Source organism: Pelagibius sp. Alg239-R121 (assembly GCF_947331435.1).
Lineage (GTDB): Bacteria > Pseudomonadota > Alphaproteobacteria > Kiloniellales > Kiloniellaceae > Denitrobaculum.
In genome coordinates this window covers 244085-262909 of record NZ_CAMZOF010000002.1, presented here as the reverse complement: position 1 = coordinate 262909, position 18825 = coordinate 244085, and the positions used below count along the sequence as shown (strand labels likewise).

Below are 18825 nucleotides of genomic sequence, written 5' to 3'. Positions count from 1 at the left end.
TTAAGAATATTGTCGGTTCAATTTTATTTGCGATGCAACAAATCTATCAATAAAGTGCTGCGAATGGTGCCGATCCTACACCAAACCCTCCAGGTCGTCTGTTGGAGTGGGTATGAGACATGTGGGCCGAGGAGAACCTGCCATGAGCGCACAGAAGCCTGTGAAAGCCGCGACGATCCAACAGATTCGAGCCAGCAAGAATCAAACTCCCATCGTTGCCTTGACCGCCTATAGCACCCCAATTGCCCGCTTGCTTGATCCCTATGTCGATCTTCTGCTGGTAGGTGATTCCCTTGGAATGGTGATCTATGGGATGGAAACAACCCTCGGTGTGACGCTCGAGATGATGTGCGCGCATGGTAAAGCCGTTAAGCGGGGGGCCAGTTCGGCCTGCGTTGTGGTCGATATGCCATTCGGCAGCTATCAGGAGGCGCCGGAACAGGCTTATCGCAATGCCGCCAAAATCCTCGCCGAAACCGGGTGTGCGGCGGTGAAGCTCGAGGGTGGCCGTGAAATGGCGCCAACCATTGCCTTCCTAGCCCAACGCGGCGTTCCGGTCATGGGACATGTTGGTCTGCTGCCGCAATCGTTCAACAGTCAGGGCGGATTCCGTACGCAGGGCAGAACATCGGAGGAAGCAAAGCGGATCAAGTCTGACGCCCGTGCCGTAGCCGAAGCAGGCGCCTTCTCAATCGTTGTGGAAGGGGTGGTCGAACTCTTGGCGGCGGAGATCACGGAAACCGTAGCCGTGCCGACGATCGGGATCGGTGCGTCCAGCCGCTGCGATGGGCAGATACTGGTCACTGAGGACCTTCTTGGGCTGTTTTCAGAATTCACCCCAAAATTTGTGAAGCGCTATGCCGACTTGGCACCTGATGTGTCGAGTGCGGTCGCGGCCTACGCGCAAGATGTGCGTAGCCGCCGCTTTCCAGGCGCGGAGCATTGTTTTGGGACGCCGCGCGAGCAGCCTTTGAAAAAAGGCTCTGCAGGAGAGAGCGATGTTGCTTGATAAGGAGTCAGGTGCTTCGAACAGGCCTGATGACACGACCCAGCCATTGCCTAAAATCGTCCGAACTGTCGCCGATCTGCGCAAAGATGTTGCGGCATGGCGCGCCGCGGGCGAGACGATTGTCCTGGTGCCGACCATGGGCGCGTTGCACGAAGGCCATCTTTCGCTCATGCGTGAAGGTCAAGGGCTCTGCAACCGGGTTGTGGCAACGATCTTCGTCAACCCCATGCAGTTCAACCGCGCCGAAGACCTTGAAAGTTATCCGCGAGATAACAACCGGGATATCGAGCAGCTTGCGAAGTTAAATGTCGACCTGCTCTATATGCCTGAGGTCGAAGAGATTTATCCGTCCGGTTTTGCAACCACGGTTTCCTTGCCTAGTCTCTCGGATTGTCTCTGCGGCGCGCACCGGCCCGGGCATTTCGATGGTGTCAGCACGGTTGTCAGTAAACTCCTGCTTCAGTGCCTGCCCGACGTTGCCATCTTCGGTGAGAAGGATTTCCAGCAGCTTCAGATCATCAGGCGCATGGTGCGCGACCTGAATATCCCCGTCGCGATCAAGGGAGGGGCGACGGTTCGCGAAACCGATGGTCTCGCGCTTTCATCGCGTAACCGCCTGCTGTCATCTGAAGAGCGCACTCGGGCAGCCTTGCTATATGAGGTTCTTATCTCAGCGGTTGCTGCGATCAAGGCTGGGCGAGATACGTCTGAGGCCCTTCGCGATGGGCGAATGAGACTGGCGGAGAGCGGATTTACCTCGGTCGACTATTTTGAGATCAGGGATGAGCGGGATCTCACCTTGCACACGGGCGAACAGACGAGTGAGGGCTTGCGTATTTTTGCGGCCGTCTGGCTTGGCACAACACGCATCATCGATAACCTACCGGTGGCACTCTCAAAGCGTACCAGGGCGTAACAATCAGGACCGCAACACCCCTTCCGGTAAAGCGCGGTCGTTCCTGAAGGAAACAATCAAGTCGGCGGATCGCCTTCCGACCTCTTGCGGGAATGATTGATTCGCGTCTCACCGATTCAGGAATAACGATCAGACTCTAGTCAGTTGCTTCTCAATCTAAAGTCAGCGGCCCGATTGGACGATCGGCGGAACCGACTGCAGTTCCATGTCCCAGGGAAACAGGATCCATGTGTCCTGGCTGACCTCGGTGATGAAGCTGTCGACCAATGGCCGCCCAGCAGGCTTGGCATAAACTGTTGCAAAGTGGGCCTTGGGCATCATCTCGCGAACCGCCTGGGCTGTCTTGCCGGTATCGACCAGATCGTCGATGATCAGCCAGCCCTCGCCATCACCGGGGACATCCTTGATGACGCGCATCTCACCCTGTGAGCGATCGTCGTAGCTCGCGATGCAGAGCGTATCGATCAGGCGCAGGTCGAGTTCCCGGGCAACGACGGCAGCCGGGACCAAGCCGCCTCGTGTGATTGCGGCGATGCCTTGCCACGGACCTGCGGCAACCAGGCGCCAGGCAAGAGCTTTAGCGTCTCGGTGGAGTTGTTCCCAGGATACGGGAAAGGTTTTCTGGGGTTGCTGCTGGTCGGACGACACGTTGATTTCTCCCTGATCTCTCGGCCTGTCGATCGCAGCCTTTTCGGACTCATGAGCTATCCGTGCTGCGATCGTCTGATTTTGGATCGGCGGATTAAAGCGAAAGCAGTCGCCGACGACAACGCCGTTGCGTCAATTTCGGGAAGAAAAATCTTAATGAGCTGAGTTAAATCGATTGCTCAGGCGCCGGAACCGTGACGACTCCGTCAATCAGCCACTGCCCGCCAGGCGCCTGAACCACGCTGTAAAGGGCGATGACGGGCTTTCCGTCCGGGCCGATGAATCGAATTTCCTGGACGAGGACGGTGCCGTCTCGGTGCAGCTTGCGGAATTCGACTGCGCGTGGCCGGTAGACGGCGGGATAACCGCTGCGCACCATCGACATGAAGCGTTCCGGCGTTCCGAACAACTGCTTGATTGTCGGCGAAGCAAAGGAAAAGGCGGTTTGCCCATCGTCGGCCTTAAAGGCAGCCAGTTGCGACTCGATGACGCTCTTGATTGCTGCCTTTTCACCGGCCGGGATGTCGGCCTCCGCCGCATTTGCACCAGCACCCGGTGCGATCAGGACAAGCGAGAAAATGAGAAACAGTCTTTGCAACATTGATTTAGGCCTCCTCCCCAAGTGTTGAGGATTCCCGCTGAACTGGTCGCGCGGAACCCTCCCTCAAGGTTACCAGATGGTGTCGGCCGATGAACGTGACCAGTCCTGCTGGCCTTTTGCGGGCTATTTTGGTCGTTTCGCTAACCTTCGATGCCGAGCTTCATCCAGTGTGTAACGCCTCCTCAAACCCTCGTCCTAGCATCGACTTCTGGTAAAGGGGCGGTCTCTCCTCAGTCGCCGCTTGTTCCGTCACGCAAATTCCAATAGTCATTCAAAGAGGACAAAAAGCCTTTCATCCTGGAGGAACGCATGACCGGCCTGCTGCCAAACGTCGACCCCGACGGGCTTCTCGAATACTCGGTGGTTTTTACGGACCGCTCGCTCAATCATATGTCCCAGTCTTTCCAGGGTGTGATGAACGACATCTCTGACACTCTGAGGCAGGTTTACAACGCGCATTCGGTCGTCGTCGTCCCCGGCGGAGGGACCTATGGGATGGAGGCTGTCGCCAGGCAGTTCGCGGGCGACAAGAAGTGTCTCGTGATCCGCAACGGCTGGTTCAGTTTCCGCTGGACCCAGATTTTCGAGGCCGGGAACATTCCTTCCGAAGCCATTGTCCTGAAGGCGCGTCAGACCGAAGCTGGGAGTCAGGCTCCCTTTGCGCCGGCGCCAATCGAGGAAGTGGTGGCGAAAATTCAATCTGAAAAACCTGACTTTGTTTTTGCACCTCACGTCGAGACGTCTTCGGGGATGATCCTGCCGGACGATTACCTGCGGTCGGTCGGTGAGGCCGTGCATGCTGTTGGCGGGCTCTTCGTCCTGGACTGCATCGCATCCGGTACCATCTGGGTGGATATGAAGGATGTAGGCGTCGACGTGCTGATCTCCGCTCCCCAGAAGGGTTGGAGTGCGTCACCCTGCAGCGGTTTGGTGATGCTGAGCGAGGAGGCGCGGGAAAGAATCGATTCGACGGCTAGTTCCAGCTTTGCCTGCGACCTGAAGAAGTGGCTGCAGATCATGGAGGCCTATGTGAATGGCGGGCACGCCTATCACGCCACCATGCCCACCGACGCCCTGGCCGCCTTTCGCGATACCATGAAAGAAACGCAGGAATACGGCTTCGACAAGGTGCGCGCGGAACAACAGGAACTCGGTGACCGGGTCCGGGCGCTACTGGCCGGCAAGGGGTTCAAATCTGTAGCCGCGCCGGGATTCGAAGCGCCTGGTGTTGTGGTCAGCTATACCGACGACGCGGACATTCAGAACGGAAAGAAGTTTGCCGCACAGGGTCTGCAGATTGCGGCGGGCGTTCCTCTGCAATGCGACGAGCCGGAAGACTTTCGAACCTTCCGGCTCGGACTTTTCGGATTGGACAAGCTGCACAATGTCGATCGCTCGGTCGCCAGCCTGGATAAGGCTCTGAATCAGGTTCTGGGCGACAGCAATCTGCGTTGACGGTCAAACTCCGATTCTTATCGTGAAGGGGCGGTCAAAAATGTGTTCTGAAAAAAGAGCGTCCGGAGAGACTGTGCACGCCGGACGCCGAGGTGGAGTGTAGGGTTGGGTTAAAGATCTTTGGCGGCTGTGTGTTCGATGTCGGTCCAGTTGCTGACCGCCTTATCGATATTGTCGTCGAGGTCTTCGAGAAAGGTCTCGTATATTTCCTCGTTGAGGTTCACGTAGAGCTTGTCGTTCTCGATCTTCCAGAGTTGGGGGTCGCCGTCGAACTTTTTGCCGACGGAAACACCGTAGGCGCAGAAGCCGCCGAACTGCGGGGTGTAACGAGCTGGATTCTTCTTAAAGCTCTCCAGATGTTCCTGCTTGCTGAAGCGGTAGGCCGCACCCTGATAGACATGCACCAGCTTGTCGGAACCGCGAGCCGGTTTACCTTGCGTGAAGTAGGCGACCGGGTCATAGCCATGCAACGCAAGCGGTGCGCCGGCGATTGAAAGACCCGGCACGACGTTGAGTTCGTCGGCAGCGTGAACCTGAACTGCGCCGCCCAACAGGGCGGTGGAAACCAGGGCGGTCATAATAAATTTCGAGGCGTTCATATCTGTTCTCCTGAGCATTTGATGTCGATCCGGCGGTTTGTCCCGGGCACCAAATTTATCTAGGAGAACGAGCGTTTTTCGCAATGATATGGCGATAAAACAAGAATTATGGTGTTGTTGTTGGGACGATCAGCAAATTGTAGAGTTAAACAGCTTCGCGCCGAATATCGCTCGGGCTGCGGCCGTAACGCCCCGTGAAGGCGCGCGAGAAAGCGGCCGGCGACTGATAACCCACCTTCGTGGCGATGGACTGAACAGGTGCAGAGGTGCTGGACAGCAGATTCATCGCCTTTTGCAGTCGCAGGTCTGACAGATAACTCATGGGCGCACAGCCCATCATCGATTGGAACTGTTCGGCGAAGCGGCTGCGTGACATGCCCACTTCCCGGGCAATGCCATCGAGAGTCCAGCTTTGATCGAAGTCGCGGTGCATGAGATTGAGTGCACGCCCGATCCGCGGATCGCCCATGGCAGAGATAATGCCTGAAAGCGCAGGGTTCTGGTGTGCGCAAGTGCGCACGACCTCGATGAAGAGGGCCTCGGACAGGCGCATGACCGAAGCCGTGACTCCTGGCGACTCTGTGAACATCTGGCGTGTAATCAGCCGCATCAGTTCGTCGAGCCAAGGGGCGCGTGCGCGCAGTTCCGCACTGACCAGAAGGTAAGGAGGGAGCGCCTTCAGGAGGGGGTGCTCCGCATCTTCTGCAAAGTTGAAATGTCCGCAGATCAGCTTGGTATCGGCATCCGGCCTGGAATCGCCGCCATATATCAGGACCCCTTCGCCGGAGTAGCCGGTCTGCTGGACGACGTCTTCCAGTGCCAGGGGTGTCGCTTCAGGGTCGTCGCAGATGACGTGCCCGACACCGTTCGGAATGACGATCAGATCGCCTGGGTTCAAGGTGACGTCCTGATCTTCACCGACGCGGACATGGCAACGCCCCTGTGCTGCAAGATGAAACCGGGCAGCGCCGCCATAGGCGGGAACGGCAACTGACCAGGGTGGCGAAAATGCAGTCCGAAAATACAGCGTGCCACGCAGCTGTAAGACATCGAGAATATCGCTGAGGACGTCCATGTTGCAGATCTTCCTGTTTACCTGGACGATTAGTTAAGTACGATTTCGAGGATTGTCCAGCTTTTCGCCTGGAGCCGGCTGCCCGGAACCAGCGATTTTTAGGGCTGTAATACCACCCGGTGCTGGGGTTCTCGACGTTGAGCTGTCAGGAAACAGGCGGCCCCTTAAGTTCTACCGTGTTGCCGTCCGGATCTCGGATGTAGAATGACGGGCCTTCGCCTTCGGCCCCGTAACGCAAGCCTTCGTCGAGGATTTCAACGCCGTGGGCTGCCAGATGAGCCCGGAGCTGTGGTTCGTCGAAGGGCACGATGCCCAGGCAGATGTGATCGACATTGCGGCCTTCAACTCCGGCTGCTGCGCCGCCGGCCCGACCCAGGACACCATCCAGGGTGATCAGGTCAATGAGTGAGCGGCCGGCCCGTAATTGGGTGAGCCCAATTTCCGCTTGAACCCGTTCCACCACGCATCCGAGGATCTCTTCGTAGAAGGCCTGCGTAACCGCGAGTTGAGGCGTCCGAAGTACGATGTGGTCGATGCCGGTGATCTCAAATCCGCTGCTCATAGTGCAAACACCCTTATTCTACAACGGTTTGCGTTTAGGTTGATTCAAAATTTGCGACCTCTCAATCAGCGTGCTGCTGAATTCGAGCGCAAATTTTGAGATCTCGTGGTTCAAGAAAAACACAAGCCGCTAAAATCGCCAGTCATGGACCCACAAAATGAATTTAGGTATTTTACAGATGGCGTAAAGAGAGCAGGATCTCGATATTGTGCGTTCCGGTCATGCGAAAGATATCACGCGACCTAAAGTTTCTTTGACATGATTTCGAAGGCGGCGCCGCCTTTTTCCAAATCTTCGAAGAATTGCCAGCCCAGTGGCCGGTAATATTCCGGCGTTGTGGTAAAGAGAAAAAGCTCGCTGTCGCCCCGCTGTTGCGCGGCCTGTTCAACCCGGGCGACCAATGCCCGACCTATGCCTTTGTCCCGAAACGCCTGATCGACCAAAAGGCTCGCCAGCCAGGGTTTAAGGTGAGCGTGGGAGTTGAGGTCGCAGTCGATCAGCAGGGCGAAGCCGGCAGGTTTCCCACCGTAGTGTGCGATAAACGCCAGTTCGCCGCTGCCGGGTTCGACGATCTTCTTGAGGCCTGAAACAATCTCTTCGAAGGACCAGCCGGTCGACCCGCCCCATTCGTCGAAGTTCCAGCGGGCGCAGAGCTCAATCAGATGGGGATGGCGCTCAAGCGGTTGTATCTCAATTCGTTCCATCGCTGATTCGATTCGAGATGGAAGCCCAGTGAGGGATTCGCGGTGACAAAACGACTCTTAGGAATCCGTTTTCAGCTCGATGCCTTGATCACTAAGGAGCCTGTTCTAGCGAACGTAGACGTGAACCTCAGAGACCCTGGCGGCTGGGCTGCTGGTTGCCGAGAGGCTGACGCGATCTGCGGAGAGGCCCATATTTGTCAGCGAGCGGAGCACGCCTTCAGCATTACGCCGGGAGGCGTTCGTCGCCAAAGCTACCTGTGCAGGATTGCCGACACCCGGTGCGACAGAAACAAGATCGAAGCCCGAATTCGGCCGACGCTCAAGCGCGCGGCTGACGGCCGTGAAGAGGGCCTGTTCATAGGCCACGTCAGGACGATCGAAGCGGATGATCACCAGAGGCTGACGCTGGCCGACCAGAGCGGCAGCGCCGCCCTGCGGCGGCGGTGCGGGCACGCCGAAGGAGCGGCTTGCGAGGCTGCCGCCGATATATTCGCCGTTGTCGATGGCGACCTGCATCGCGGTCAGATTGGAACGTTCGCCTGAGAAATAGTTCTGCGAGCGGGCCACGTCATCGGTCAGTTCGTTGAGCAGCCGGTCGATGATGACAACGGTCTGGTTGACCTCATCCTCGAGCACGGCGAGCTGTCTGTGATCTTCTTCCAGCGCACCCCGCAGCTCAAATGTCGCGCGGGTGGATTCCAGCATGAACGCGGCCAGCGCCGAGGTCGAGGAGGCTTCGTTCGACAGACTGTTCAGCGTCGCGATCGAATCGCCGACTTTTTCAAGCTCGCGCTGAGCCTGGTTCCACTGATTCACCATGATCGGGTTGCCAGGAGTCGTACCGACCTGCAAACGGGTGTTCATGGCGCCGACAAGGCCGTGGTAGGCGCCCGCGCTGGAGCGCGCCCGGGAGCGCTCGCTCTGCAGCGAATTGTTGTGTGAGGTGACTCGGGTTTGCAGGCGGGAAAGATCGCCGCGCAATTCCTGAATCTTCTGACCGACATGGGTTCCCGTAGGCTCACCCGGCGTGACCCCGGGCGCCTCGAAAACCGTCGTGCCTAAAATGGGTGGTGCGCCAGAAACCGCGTTGTTTGCTGCGCCTACGGATTCACCGGCCTGAGCGGCTGCCGCTTGAGCGTCGCTGGCGGCTTGATCGGCGGCCTGAGTCGCGTTTGCTTCCGAGTCATCGGGCGAGAGGGAAGGCCATAATGTGTCCTCTGAAAAGGAACATCCCCCCAAAACCAAGAATGCACTGAATACGAAAGCGGCTCTGCGCGCGAGAATCGCGTCTCTTACTGCCATTGAGTAATCCGTCAAATATCCTGGGGGCAGCACCAGCCGAATCGAGACCAGAAAAGTGCAGCCCAACCCCCCTTACCATTGGCCGATACTACTTGAAGGGCCAAAAGGGGACAAGTGGCATTTCCCTGGGGTTCCAGCCCCGTGCGACCAGTGATTTGTCCGCTATATTAAGTGTTTGCACGTTAACACATGATTAACGATAACGAGCGGCCGATTGCGTAAAAGTCAATCTTTCGGAGAATTCTAAGATCTTTGATTCCGGCGTCCCGCCAAAATGAACTGAGGGAGGAATCAGCCTGAGTCGTGACCTAGATTGAATCTGGCTCCGGCCAGATGACCAGATCCTTAATCCACGCATGCTGTTCGAACAGGCGATTGAGCTCCTTGTTTCGAAGGATGTTGCGGGATTCGGCGGCGATTAATCGGGGGACGTCGCCAAGGACATTCTTTCGCGCGACCAGTTTCAGGCTACGTGAAAACTGACCCCGTTTAATTGGCTCGACCCGGACGCGGCTCCCCACCTTCGCGTATTCCTGGAGCAGGCAAAGCGGGGTGGTGACGCTCCAGCCGGTACCAGCCGCAACAGCTGCGAGTTGGCCTGATGCGGTGTCGAATTCACCGGTGATTGGCAGGTTCAGCCGCAATCGATTGATCTGCCTTTCCACTTGGCGGCCGATCGCGGAGCGGAGCGAATAGCGGATGAACCTCAAATCGCCATGCGCCTCCAGGCCGGTTACCATCTCTTCAAACGTGGCTGGAAAAACCAAGATGAAGGGCTCTTCCAGGAGGGGATGGATTTCCAGGCCTTCGACCGAATCAAGCTCGTCGCTGGTCGTCACAATGATATCAACCGTGTGGTTCATCAGTGCATCGTGGTTTTCCGGCGAGATGCCCGACCATACGCGCCAGCGGCGGGCGTAGCCGTCCAGACTGTCCGTCAGCAGCGGCCCCACGGTGTTGGCAAAGCTCTCGGGCATACCGAGTGTCAAACTGGCCAGGCGCCGGCCCTGCTGTTCGCGCAGGGCCTGCAAGGTGTCCCCGGCCGCCGAGAGGATGGCGCGGCCGTGATCGTAGAGCGTAACACCGGTGGGGGTAAGGGCGATCGGCCGCACAGTGCGGTCGAACAGCGCCGCGCCCAGAGCCTCCTCGAGATTGCCGATGGTCTGCGAGACACTGGATTGCGTCATTTCCAGTCTTTGAGCAGCCTGAGTCATGCCGCCCAACTCCACCACGAAGGTGAAGGTGCGGATCGACTTTAGATCAAAGCCTGCGGGAAACTCCATTCCTGCCGTCCCGTAGAAAAATGGCGGAGATCGCCAAACCTGCCCGGATTCTCGGATCTCAGCAGCGCCGGCGACTGGTCCGATAACCCCTGTCTTACGTCACCTGAAGCCGCTATTCCAGCATATCATCCCGGCCCGAAGCGAAACGCACTGCGGCCGCTGTGTTCATAACGGCCTTGACCAGGAGTAGCGCGCTCACCGCAATGGCGACTATTGAATAAACTCATGACGTCTTACGTGGGGTCGGAATTCGAGGCTATGACCCTGAGGTTGGGCGATTCAACGGACAAGACGTCTCAAGTGGACAAGGCGAAGACCCAACCGATAACATTCATTCGGTGTCAGACATCATGTGAGAATTATCCTTCATGCCGACCTGGTTTATTGTACTTGCCGTTGCGGGAGTCGTCCTGGGACTGATCTATTGTTTAGCGACCTGGGACGCAAACCGGGAATGCCGTAACTGCAGGGTCGCCCTTTTCTTTGTGGGCGAGGTGACCGGGGCCTGGCTTGTCTTCAATGGCTGGCGCGAGGACGGCGAGCTGCAGATCGCTCTCGGTACCGTCATCCTTTTAACTGTGAACTTTTATTTGGGGATCAGGTATTTGGCGCAGCGGCTTGGACAAAACAACGCGCGACAGGAGCCCCGATCCCAATCTGAAGATACCGCTTTGACCATGGCTGCCACGGGCACTGCAGCGGCAACCATCACCGCTGCAGCCTCCAGTGCCGGCAGGGATGCTGGAACTGACGACGATGCAACACCCACAAGCGAAGGCAGTGATCTGGATTTGGACGTGGATCTTTGAGCGGCTCTCACCGCAGCGCGGATTTTCCTTGATCCTTTCCGGTCTTCATCAGGAAGAAACTGCATCAGGGTGCTTCTCTACAGAGCCTGTACCGAACTCCCTGAGAAGATAAAGAAACACCTCGACTGACGTCCGGTTCTTATGAGTGCCTATTGACCGGCGCCCGCGACCTGATAGCCATACTCCAGCGCCGCGTCCGTCAGGGCCTCCCAGAAGGAGAGCGCGAAGCCGCGGAAGATGAAAAGCTCAAAGGTCGTTTCATCGGTTCGATGCAGGGTCAGGCCGATGTGATGAAACGTTGTTTGCGCTACTGAATGCACAGGAAACTTGCGAATATCCAGATCGATGGCAAAGCCTTTGCGTAAGACATCGGCGGCATTGCGGCCGGTCATCCTGATCCCAGCGCGGGCGTGGCTGAGGTCGGTGACGACCCCCTGATCCGCATCGATCTGACCGCTAAGCTGCTGCGTGATACCGGGTTTGTCGCTGACGAGAAGATAGCGCCCCGGTGCGATGACCAACAAGGATCCTTCGGACGAAACCGAAGCCAGGCCCGGCCGTGACGGTACGCTCAAGTTCAGCGTGGATGCGAGCAGGGCTTCGAACGACGCCTGCGTGTCCGGCCAGGCGCCGAGCTGCAGCATGCTTTCCGGCCGGTGCTCGGAGATCGTCACGCCCGGCCCTTCGGTGCCGGCAGCGCCGTAAACGCCGGGCTGCGCCGCATCCTCAAGCGCATAAACGAGATTAGACATGCATTCGGCTCCCATCCTTGTCGAAGAAGCAGGGGTGGACAACCTGTACAGGATCGTGTCCGCCCCGAAGTGGGTCCGCGGCAAAGAGCTCGCGGTTTTCATTGGGCTCCAACCCGCCCTCCAGCATGGCCAGCGCGACAAACTTATCGATTGCCGGACTGTAAGTGGTGGAGGAAACATGCCCGAGGCTCTTGCCGGGCTGCTCGGCCGTTTGACCGGCAACCAGGTGCGAACCAGCGCGCAGGGGCTTGCCGTTGCTTGAGATCACTCCCACGAGGCCGAGACGATTGTCTTCATTGAGGGCTTCGCGTTCCATCAGTGGCCGGCCGATATAGTGCTTCTTGCGTGACGCCATTCCCCCGAGACCCAGGTCCTTCGCCGTGGTGCGGCCATCCAGTTCCGGTCCTGCCACATGACCCTTTTCGATGCGCAGGGTGCCGAGTGCCTCGGTGCCGTAGGGCACAAGGCCGAAGGCCTCGCCGGCCGCCATGAGTTTGTCCCAGAGTGCGGCACCGTAATTGGCGCCGGTATAGACCTCGAAGGCCATTTCACCGGAGAAGGAGAGGCGGGCGACCAGCACAGGGATACCATCGAGCGTTCCAGGCTGAACGCCCATAAAGGGAACGCCTTCATTGGATAGATCCAGATCCTTGATGACGCTTTCCAGCGTTGCCCGGCTCTTTGGCCCGGCGACCGCGACTCCCGCCCACTGCTCGGTGACTGACGTGACCTGCACGCGCAGTTCCGGCCAGACCGTGGCAAGCAGGAATTCCAGGTGCGCCAATACACCGGCGGCATTGGCCGTCGTCGTGGTCATCAGATACTCGGTTTCGCCGAGACGCCAGGTCGTGCCGTCGTCGTAGACGAATCCGTCCTCACGCAACATCAGACCATAGCGCGCCTTGCCAACGGCGAGGGTCTTGAATCCGTTGCTGTAAACCAGATTGAGAAAATTCTGCGCGTCCGGTCCCTGCACGGCGATCTTGCCGAGGGTGGAAACATCGACCATGCCGACACCCTCGCGTACCGCCTTGGCCTCGCGAACATAGGCAGCGAAGACATCTTCGCCCGCCTTGCGATAGACCTGCGGGCGCATCCACTGACCGGCGGTCAGCATGTCCGCGCCGGCTTTCACATGCCAGTCGTGCATCGGCGTGCGGCGGACCGGCGCAAGATGATGTCCCGTCTCGCGTCCCCCCAGGGCACCCAGGGTGACCGGCGTGTAGGGCGGGCGGAAGCGTGTCGTGCCGACCTCGGGGATCGAGCGCTCCAGGGCGGCGGCCATCAGCGCGAGACCGTTCACATTGGAGGTTTTGCCCTGGTCGGCAGCCATGCCGAGCGTGGTGTAGCGTTTCAGGTGCTCGACGGATTCAAAGCCTTCACGCTGCGCCAGCCGGACGTCTTCCGCCGTCACGTCGTGCTGCAGATCGACGAATTTTTTGCCCTTTGGTCCGCTGGGCCGGCTGATTTCCCAGATCGGATAAAGCGATCCGCCGCTGCCCGCGTGCGCGGGGACGGCGACGTCGGGTGTCGGCGTGGCTTCGGAAGTAAAGCCGGCGTCTTCCACAGCCCCGGCCCCGGCCTTACTGCCTGCCGAGAGGCAATCGGCAAGACCGAAATCTCCGTTGCAGGCCCCGACAGCGCGCCAAGCCTGCAAGGCTTTGCCCGGCACGAAGGAGGCAATCTTATCATCGAAGACCGGCTTGTCCCCTGCTTGGCTTGCCAGGTGAATTGTCGGCGTCCAGCCGCCGGACACAGCGAGCGTATCGGCTGCAATCCACTCCTTCGATTCGCCGACGCTTTGGCTTCCGGCATCGAAAGTTGCGACCTCAACCGTCTTGAGCCTTTTTCCGCCCTTAGCGCCGGTCACGACATGACCGCTCAGCAGCCGGATGCCGCGAGTCTGAACTGCTTCTGTGAGGGCGTCCGGGATGGTGTTGCGTGGATCGACAATTGCGGCGATATCGACCCCGGCATCTTTGAGATCCAAGGCTGCGCGATAGGCCGAGTCGTTGTTGGTGAAGACCACGGCCTGCCGTCCCACGGCAACGCCTTGGCGTTGCGCGAAGCGGCGTGTCGCATCCGCCAGCATGACCCCGGGCGTATCGTTGCCGTCGAAGACAATCGGCCGCTCGATAGCGCCTGTTGCAATGACGACCGAGGCGCAGCGAATGGTCCAGTGCTTCTGGCGTGGCTGGTGATTAACCGGTGTCGCAAGATGATCCGCGACCCGCTCGACGGCACCCAGGATGTTATGATCGTAGTAGCCGTAGACGGTCGTGCGCGGCATGAAGGTGACGTCGGGTAGGGCGGTCAGCTCGGCGAGTGTTTTGGCGACCCAATCCTGTGCAGGCTGACCGTCGATGGTATCCTGGCTCTCCCCGAGCAGGGCGCCGCCCGCCTCGGGGTTTTCGTCGGCCAGCACCACACGTGCGCCTGAACGCGCTGCGGTGAGGGCAGCGGCGAGACCCGATGGCCCGGCACCAACGACCAGCACATCACAGAAGAGATTGGATTTTTCGTAGCGGTCCGGATCGGCTTCCTTCGCGGCCGCTCCCAGGCCCGCGGCCTTGCGGATGAAATGCTCGTAGAACATCCAGGCTTTGCGGGTCGGCCCCATGAATGTTTTGTAGTAGAAGCCGGCGACCAGCATCGGCCCGCCAAGCTGGTTGATGCTCAGCAAGTCGTGTTCAAGGCTGGGCCAACAATTCTGACTTTGAGCTTCCAGGCCCTCATACAACTCGATCACCGTCGCCTTGGTGTTGGGTTCGGCGCGTCCGCCGCTCCTCAGCGTGACCAGGGCGTTGGGTTCTTCGGGACCAGCGGAATAGACGCCGCGCGGACGGTGGTACTTGAAACTGCGCCCGAAGAGGGAGACGCCGTTGGCCAGCAGGGCGGAGGCCAGGGTATCACCTTCGAAACCGCTGTAACTCTTACCGTCGAAAGTGAAATTCAGGCGTTTTGTGCGGTCGACAAGACCGCCGCTGTTAAGACGATAACCGCTCATTCCGCAATCTCCCGCTGGCCGGTCGTTTCGTCGTCCGGCGACGCGGCCGCCCAGGGGCCGACCAGTTCGGATGCACCGACCTCATGAGTCAGGACATTGCGCTGGAGCTTGAACCAGGCACGGCAGCCGCCGGTGTGCTGCCAGTACTCCAGGTGCGGGCCACGCGGATTTTCGCGGTTATAGACGAAGTGATTCCAAAGGTTGAGATCGGTCTCGTCCATGGCCGGGCGGGATATTGTCGCGTCGCCGCCGTAGGTGAATTCACCCAGATCGCGTTCGCCGCAGCAGGGGCAAGGAATACGCATAGAAGAATCCTCAAGATACGATAATTGCTAAAACCATCTGTTGCGGTCAGTGCAGGCGCGGAGTGGGGCCCGCACCGCGTTCATCGATGACCCGGCCGTGGTGGAAGCGCTCCAAAGTGAAGTCCGCATTGAAGGCATGCGGCTCGTCCTTTGCGATGGTCCAGGCGAAGCACCAACCGGACGCCGGGGTCGCCTTAAAGCCGCCGTAACACCAGCCCGCATTGAGATAAAGGCCATCCAAGGGGCCGGTCGTGATGATCGGACTGCCGTCCATGGACATGTCCATGATGCCGCCCCAGTGCCTTAATAGGCGCAGGCGGCTCAGGTTCGGGAACATGGCCAAGGCTTCTGCAGCAACGTGCTCGATGATCGGCAGATTGCCGCGTTGGGCGTAGGAGTTGTAGCCGTCGATATCGCCACCGAAGACCAGGCCACCCTTGTCAGACTGCGAGATATAGAGGTGCCCGGCCCCGAAAGTCACGACCGTGTCGATCAGCGGTTTCAAGGGTTCGGAGACGAAGGCCTGGAGAACGTGGCTTTCGATCGGAAGAGTTTCGACCCCCGCGGTGCGCATGACGGCACCGGTATTGCCGGCCACCGCGACGGCAACCTTCTTGGCGCGGATTTCGCCGCGTGACGTCTGAACACCGGTAACCCGACCGGTATTGTCGAACAGAAAGCCGGTGGTTTCGCACTGCTCGATGATATCGACCCCGCGGTCGCTGGCGCCCCGGGCATAGCCCCAGGCCACCGCGTCGTGCCGGGCGGTACCGCCGCGCGGCTGGCAAAGGCCGCCAAGGATGGGGAAGCGCGCGTTCGCGGATACGTCAAGGCCCGGCACCATGCGCGCCACCTGATCCCGATCAAGCAGTTCAGCGTCGACTCCCTGCAGGCGCATGGAGTTGCCGCGGCGTGAGAAGGCGTCGATCTGGGCCGGTGTATGGGCCAGATTTACGACTCCGCGGGAGGAGAACATGACATTGTAGTTCAGGTCCTGCGACAGGCCTTCCCAGAGTTTCATGCTCCACTCGTAAAAGCGGGTGTTGGACGGCAGCATGTAGTTCGAGCGAACGATAGTAGTGTTGCGCCCGACATTGCCGCCGCCAAGCCAGCCTTTTTCGATGACCGCCACATTGGTGATGCCATGCTCTTTGGCCAGATAATAGGCGGTTGCCAGGCCGTGCCCGCCGCCGCCGACGATAATCACGTCGTACTCGGGCTTGGGTGCCGGCGAGCGCCAGGCGCGCTGCCAGCCCTGGTGGCCGGTCATGGCGTTTTTGACCAGGGAGAAAACCGAATAGTTGCCCATCTTAACGAATTCCCGACTTTCGGCGCTATGATCGCGCCCCTTTGGCAGCAACCTGAAGCCTGGACAGAGATCCGGGCGGCGCCGATGTTTACGGCGTCTGGTTGCTATCTCTCCATATACAATAAAGGCTCCCGCGTCCTGTTCCACGCGAGCGCCGAAGGGACAGAATAACCGGGAAACAGGCCTTGATCGACAGCATTAGAATTTTCGTTCACTAAAATCGCGTTTGCCGATGCGCTCTGACTCGGGGGCTGGATTCCTGCGGGTTGGAAACCTATGGATGAAACCTCAAATAGGGATCCGAATTCTCTAAATTAAAATGCAGCTGCGGACAGGCTGCCAGAGGTTATCAATCGAGGGTCAGATCACCAGAAATGGCTGGTTTTAAGCTTCCGAACAGGCTCCAAAAGGGAGCGTAAATTTTCTGTCATTCTGGGGCTTGCACCGACGCCGGGCTTAAAGTAGTGTCCGCCCCGCTTCACCAAGAAGCTGCAACTTCGGTTGCCCGGCGTGCCCGTAGCTCAACTGGATAGAGCACCTGACTACGAATCAGGAGGTTTGGGGTTCGAATCCCTACGGGCGCGCCATTTCCTTTTCAAGCCATTGATTGTACTGAACTCTTTGTAATTTCAGCGTTTTTCGTTTCGGCGCTGGTACAAAGGATGGTACAAAAATGACTATGTCCAAGCCGTTCGAGCAAAAATTGGGTATCTATTATATTTGCCGGGTTGTCCCTGAGGATTGCTGTGGTGTCGTGGGAAAACGAGAGTGGAAAGTGTCCTTGGACACGGCTTCCCGAACCGAAGCTGAAAAGCCGATCCTGCCCCGTCTCGCAGAGACTAATCAGATCATCGATGACATCCGATCTGGAATTTACCGGCGCTATTCGGATTATGATCTGGAGCAAATCGGCATGTCCTGGGGGATCGATCTTAGCCATCAGCTTGATTCCTATCAGATGTTGCCGCCGACCACTCAGGACTTTACCGATGAGGTCTATGGGGGTCTGTCGCAAGCTTTGAGCCATTGAATGTGTGAAATTGCATGAGTGAGTCTCAAGCGTTTTTTCCATAAAGTGAGACTCAGATTATGATCTCGCGCAAAGGCCACCAACTTCCGAAAGATGTGATCCTCTTTGCGGTCTACTTCTACGTCCGTTACACGGTGCCGTACTGTGATTTTGAGGAGACAATGGCCGAGCGTGGCGTTGTGGTAGATCATGCGACACTGAATAGATGGGTAGTGAAGTGCGCGTCTCCAATTGCGACTGAGGCGCATAGAAGAAAATTCTCCGCAAGCCGGTCTTGGCGCATGGATGAGACTTATGTTCGGGTCCGCGGCGAGTGAGTTTACCTCTATCGTGCCGTCGATAAGTTTTGCAGAACCCTTGATTTCATGTTGACCAAGCGTCGGAATGAAGCAGCGGCCATCAGGCTCTTTACCAAAGCTCTAGAATCAAATGTACTTCCCGAGAAGATTGCGATCGACAAAAGCGGTGCCAACCAAGCAGGTATCCGCGGGGTGAACCGGATCTTAGCACGGTTCGCCTGTCCGATTTCGATCCAAATTTACCGATCAAAATATCTCGACAACGTCGTCGAGCAGAGTCACCGATTCATCAAGCGGCAGGTCCGTCCGATGCTGGGGTTCAAGCCATTTCTGACAGCAGCTGCAACCATCGACGGAATCGAAGTTGCTAACATGATCCGGAAGGGCCAATTCAGGAGTGAGGTCTGTCCGTTTCGTCAGTTTGCCCAGCTGTCAGCGTAGTCAAGGAGTGGCCACTTGGTTTACCGCAATCGTGTGCAAAAATGCGACAAAGCCTTTCCTGCCTCGCGTGATGAAGTCGGAAGAGTTGGAAAATGGAGACCTTCTTGTCATTGTCCGGAAGGGGCCCGGAGAGATCCTTCTCTCAGACCTGCTTGCAAGTGAGGGAAGCATGCCGGACGTCCATGCCGCATGGCTCTGTTCCGGCCTCATGAACATATGCGCTTGGCTGGAGTATGCCGGTTTGGTTCATGGTGCAATCTCGCCGGAGAATATTCTGATTGACCCCGAAACGCACGCAGTCCGTCTGGCTGCGGGATGGGCCTTCGCCACGAAGGTGGGCCAGCACCCGGTTGCTCTGCCTGAACGAACTCTTGGACTTTTGCCGCGACTCTCCCTCACGAACGAGACGGTTGACACCGACTGCGACAGAGAACTGGTTCGCAAGACCCTGCGGGAGGCGCTTGGAGATCCGACGGGAACGAACGGCGCCGTCTTCGCCTTGCCGGCGATAATTTCGACCTGGATCAACTGCCCATCTGCAGGGAGTGCGGTCGACGATTACGCTCAGTGGTGCGCGGCCTTGGAGAAGGGTTGGGGCGGACGCAGATTCGTTCAATACCCAGTCCAAGTGGCGGACGTTTATCGCGTCGCGTAAAGCGTAATCTCGGTTAATGGCGAAATACGCTCTTTTGTCTGTTCCCATTTTCGTAGTGATTACA

General features: G+C 58.3%; 18 protein-coding genes, 1 tRNA gene and 1 pseudogene. 8 read left to right on the top strand and 12 right to left on the bottom strand.

The window, feature by feature from the left end; translation table 11 throughout:
• Positions 1-142: 142 nt before the first annotated feature.
• Together panB and panC are read left to right on the top strand one after the other, a co-directional pair.
• Positions 143-1009: a 3-methyl-2-oxobutanoate hydroxymethyltransferase gene (gene panB, locus QMZ18_RS08450; RefSeq protein WP_282605840.1), complete on the top strand. Its 867-nt coding sequence runs from the start codon at positions 143-145 to the stop codon at positions 1007-1009.
• A complete protein-coding gene (gene panC, locus QMZ18_RS08445) occupies positions 999-1925 on the top strand; it encodes a pantoate--beta-alanine ligase (protein ID WP_282605839.1) in 927 nt (308 codons plus the stop codon). Before panB ends, panC begins: the two co-directional genes overlap by 11 nt.
• Before the next feature lie 162 nt (positions 1926-2087).
• Here panC and gpt read toward each other — a convergent pair whose 3' ends face one another.
• Complete coding sequence (gene gpt / locus QMZ18_RS08440; RefSeq protein WP_282605838.1) at positions 2088-2573, bottom strand: xanthine phosphoribosyltransferase; 486 nt, start codon at positions 2571-2573, stop codon at positions 2088-2090.
• Positions 2574-2739: 166 nt separating this feature from the next.
• Complete coding sequence (locus tag QMZ18_RS08435) at positions 2740-3174, bottom strand: DUF4864 domain-containing protein (protein WP_282605837.1); 435 nt, start codon at positions 3172-3174, stop codon at positions 2740-2742.
• Between the two features lie 309 nt (positions 3175-3483).
• Here QMZ18_RS08435 and QMZ18_RS08430 point away from each other — a divergent pair, with 309 nt between their 5' ends.
• Positions 3484-4629 (top strand): aminotransferase class V-fold PLP-dependent enzyme, encoded by a 1146-nt coding sequence (locus tag QMZ18_RS08430; protein WP_282605836.1) that lies wholly within the window; start codon positions 3484-3486, stop codon positions 4627-4629.
• A gap of 110 nt (positions 4630-4739) precedes the next feature.
• Here QMZ18_RS08430 and QMZ18_RS08425 read toward each other — a convergent pair whose 3' ends face one another.
• The 6 genes from QMZ18_RS08425 to QMZ18_RS08400 all read right to left on the bottom strand — a co-directional run bounded on the left by QMZ18_RS08425 (position 4740) and on the right by QMZ18_RS08400 (position 10154).
• Positions 4740-5228: a YHS domain-containing (seleno)protein gene (locus tag QMZ18_RS08425; RefSeq protein WP_282605835.1), complete on the bottom strand. Its 489-nt coding sequence runs from the start codon at positions 5226-5228 to the stop codon at positions 4740-4742.
• A gap of 145 nt (positions 5229-5373) precedes the next feature.
• Complete coding sequence (locus QMZ18_RS08420) at positions 5374-6303, bottom strand: AraC family transcriptional regulator (RefSeq protein WP_282605834.1); 930 nt, start codon at positions 6301-6303, stop codon at positions 5374-5376.
• 145 nt (positions 6304-6448) lie between these two features.
• A complete protein-coding gene (locus tag QMZ18_RS08415) occupies positions 6449-6865 on the bottom strand; it encodes a VOC family protein (protein ID WP_282605833.1) in 417 nt (138 codons plus the stop codon).
• A 242-nt stretch (positions 6866-7107) separates the two neighbouring features.
• The gene (locus tag QMZ18_RS08410; protein WP_282605832.1) at positions 7108-7569 is read right to left on the bottom strand and encodes a GNAT family N-acetyltransferase; all 462 of its coding nucleotides are present in this window, start codon (positions 7567-7569) and stop codon (positions 7108-7110) included.
• Between the two features lie 105 nt (positions 7570-7674).
• On the bottom strand, positions 7675-8871 hold the full coding sequence (locus QMZ18_RS08405; protein WP_282605831.1) for a hypothetical protein: 1197 nt from the start codon (positions 8869-8871) through the stop codon (positions 7675-7677).
• A gap of 308 nt (positions 8872-9179) precedes the next feature.
• The gene (locus tag QMZ18_RS08400) at positions 9180-10154 is read right to left on the bottom strand and encodes a LysR family transcriptional regulator (protein WP_282605830.1); all 975 of its coding nucleotides are present in this window, start codon (positions 10152-10154) and stop codon (positions 9180-9182) included.
• A gap of 368 nt (positions 10155-10522) precedes the next feature.
• On the opposite strand from QMZ18_RS08400, the gene QMZ18_RS08395 reads away from it, so the two are divergent.
• Positions 10523-10963 (top strand): hypothetical protein, encoded by a 441-nt coding sequence (locus QMZ18_RS08395; RefSeq protein WP_282605829.1) that lies wholly within the window; start codon positions 10523-10525, stop codon positions 10961-10963.
• A 149-nt stretch (positions 10964-11112) separates the two neighbouring features.
• On the opposite strand, the gene QMZ18_RS08390 is transcribed toward QMZ18_RS08395, so the two are convergent.
• Genes QMZ18_RS08390 through QMZ18_RS08375 form a run of 4 tightly spaced genes read right to left on the bottom strand, consistent with a single transcriptional unit; the run spans position 11113 to position 16336 of the window.
• Positions 11113-11715, bottom strand: coding sequence for a sarcosine oxidase subunit gamma (locus QMZ18_RS08390; protein WP_282605828.1), 603 nt, complete (start codon positions 11713-11715; stop codon positions 11113-11115).
• Positions 11708-14722: a sarcosine oxidase subunit alpha family protein gene (locus QMZ18_RS08385; protein ID WP_282605827.1), complete on the bottom strand. Its 3015-nt coding sequence runs from the start codon at positions 14720-14722 to the stop codon at positions 11708-11710. Before QMZ18_RS08385 ends, QMZ18_RS08390 begins: the two co-directional genes overlap by 8 nt.
• Positions 14719-15027, bottom strand: a complete 309-nt coding sequence (locus QMZ18_RS08380) for a sarcosine oxidase subunit delta (RefSeq protein WP_282605826.1) — start codon at positions 15025-15027, stop codon at positions 14719-14721. Before QMZ18_RS08380 ends, QMZ18_RS08385 begins: the two co-directional genes overlap by 4 nt.
• A gap of 46 nt (positions 15028-15073) precedes the next feature.
• A complete protein-coding gene (locus QMZ18_RS08375) occupies positions 15074-16336 on the bottom strand; it encodes a sarcosine oxidase subunit beta family protein (RefSeq protein ID WP_282605825.1) in 1263 nt (420 codons plus the stop codon).
• Positions 16337-16846: 510 nt separating this feature from the next.
• On the opposite strand from QMZ18_RS08375, the gene QMZ18_RS08370 reads away from it, so the two are divergent.
• The 4 genes and pseudogenes from QMZ18_RS08370 to QMZ18_RS08355 all read left to right on the top strand — a co-directional run bounded on the left by QMZ18_RS08370 (position 16847) and on the right by QMZ18_RS08355 (position 18761).
• Positions 16847-16923: transfer RNA gene (locus QMZ18_RS08370), tRNA-Arg, on the top strand.
• An 86-nt stretch (positions 16924-17009) separates the two neighbouring features.
• Positions 17010-17366 carry a DUF6538 domain-containing protein gene (locus tag QMZ18_RS08365; protein WP_322097173.1) on the top strand — a complete coding sequence of 119 codons (357 nt, stop codon included), beginning with the start codon at positions 17010-17012 and terminating at the stop codon, positions 17364-17366.
• A gap of 56 nt (positions 17367-17422) precedes the next feature.
• Positions 17423-18106: pseudogene (locus QMZ18_RS08360) on the top strand (IS6 family transposase).
• A gap of 169 nt (positions 18107-18275) precedes the next feature.
• Positions 18276-18761, top strand: coding sequence for a hypothetical protein (locus QMZ18_RS08355; RefSeq protein WP_282605823.1), 486 nt, complete (start codon positions 18276-18278; stop codon positions 18759-18761).
• Positions 18762-18825 lie beyond the last annotated feature (64 nt).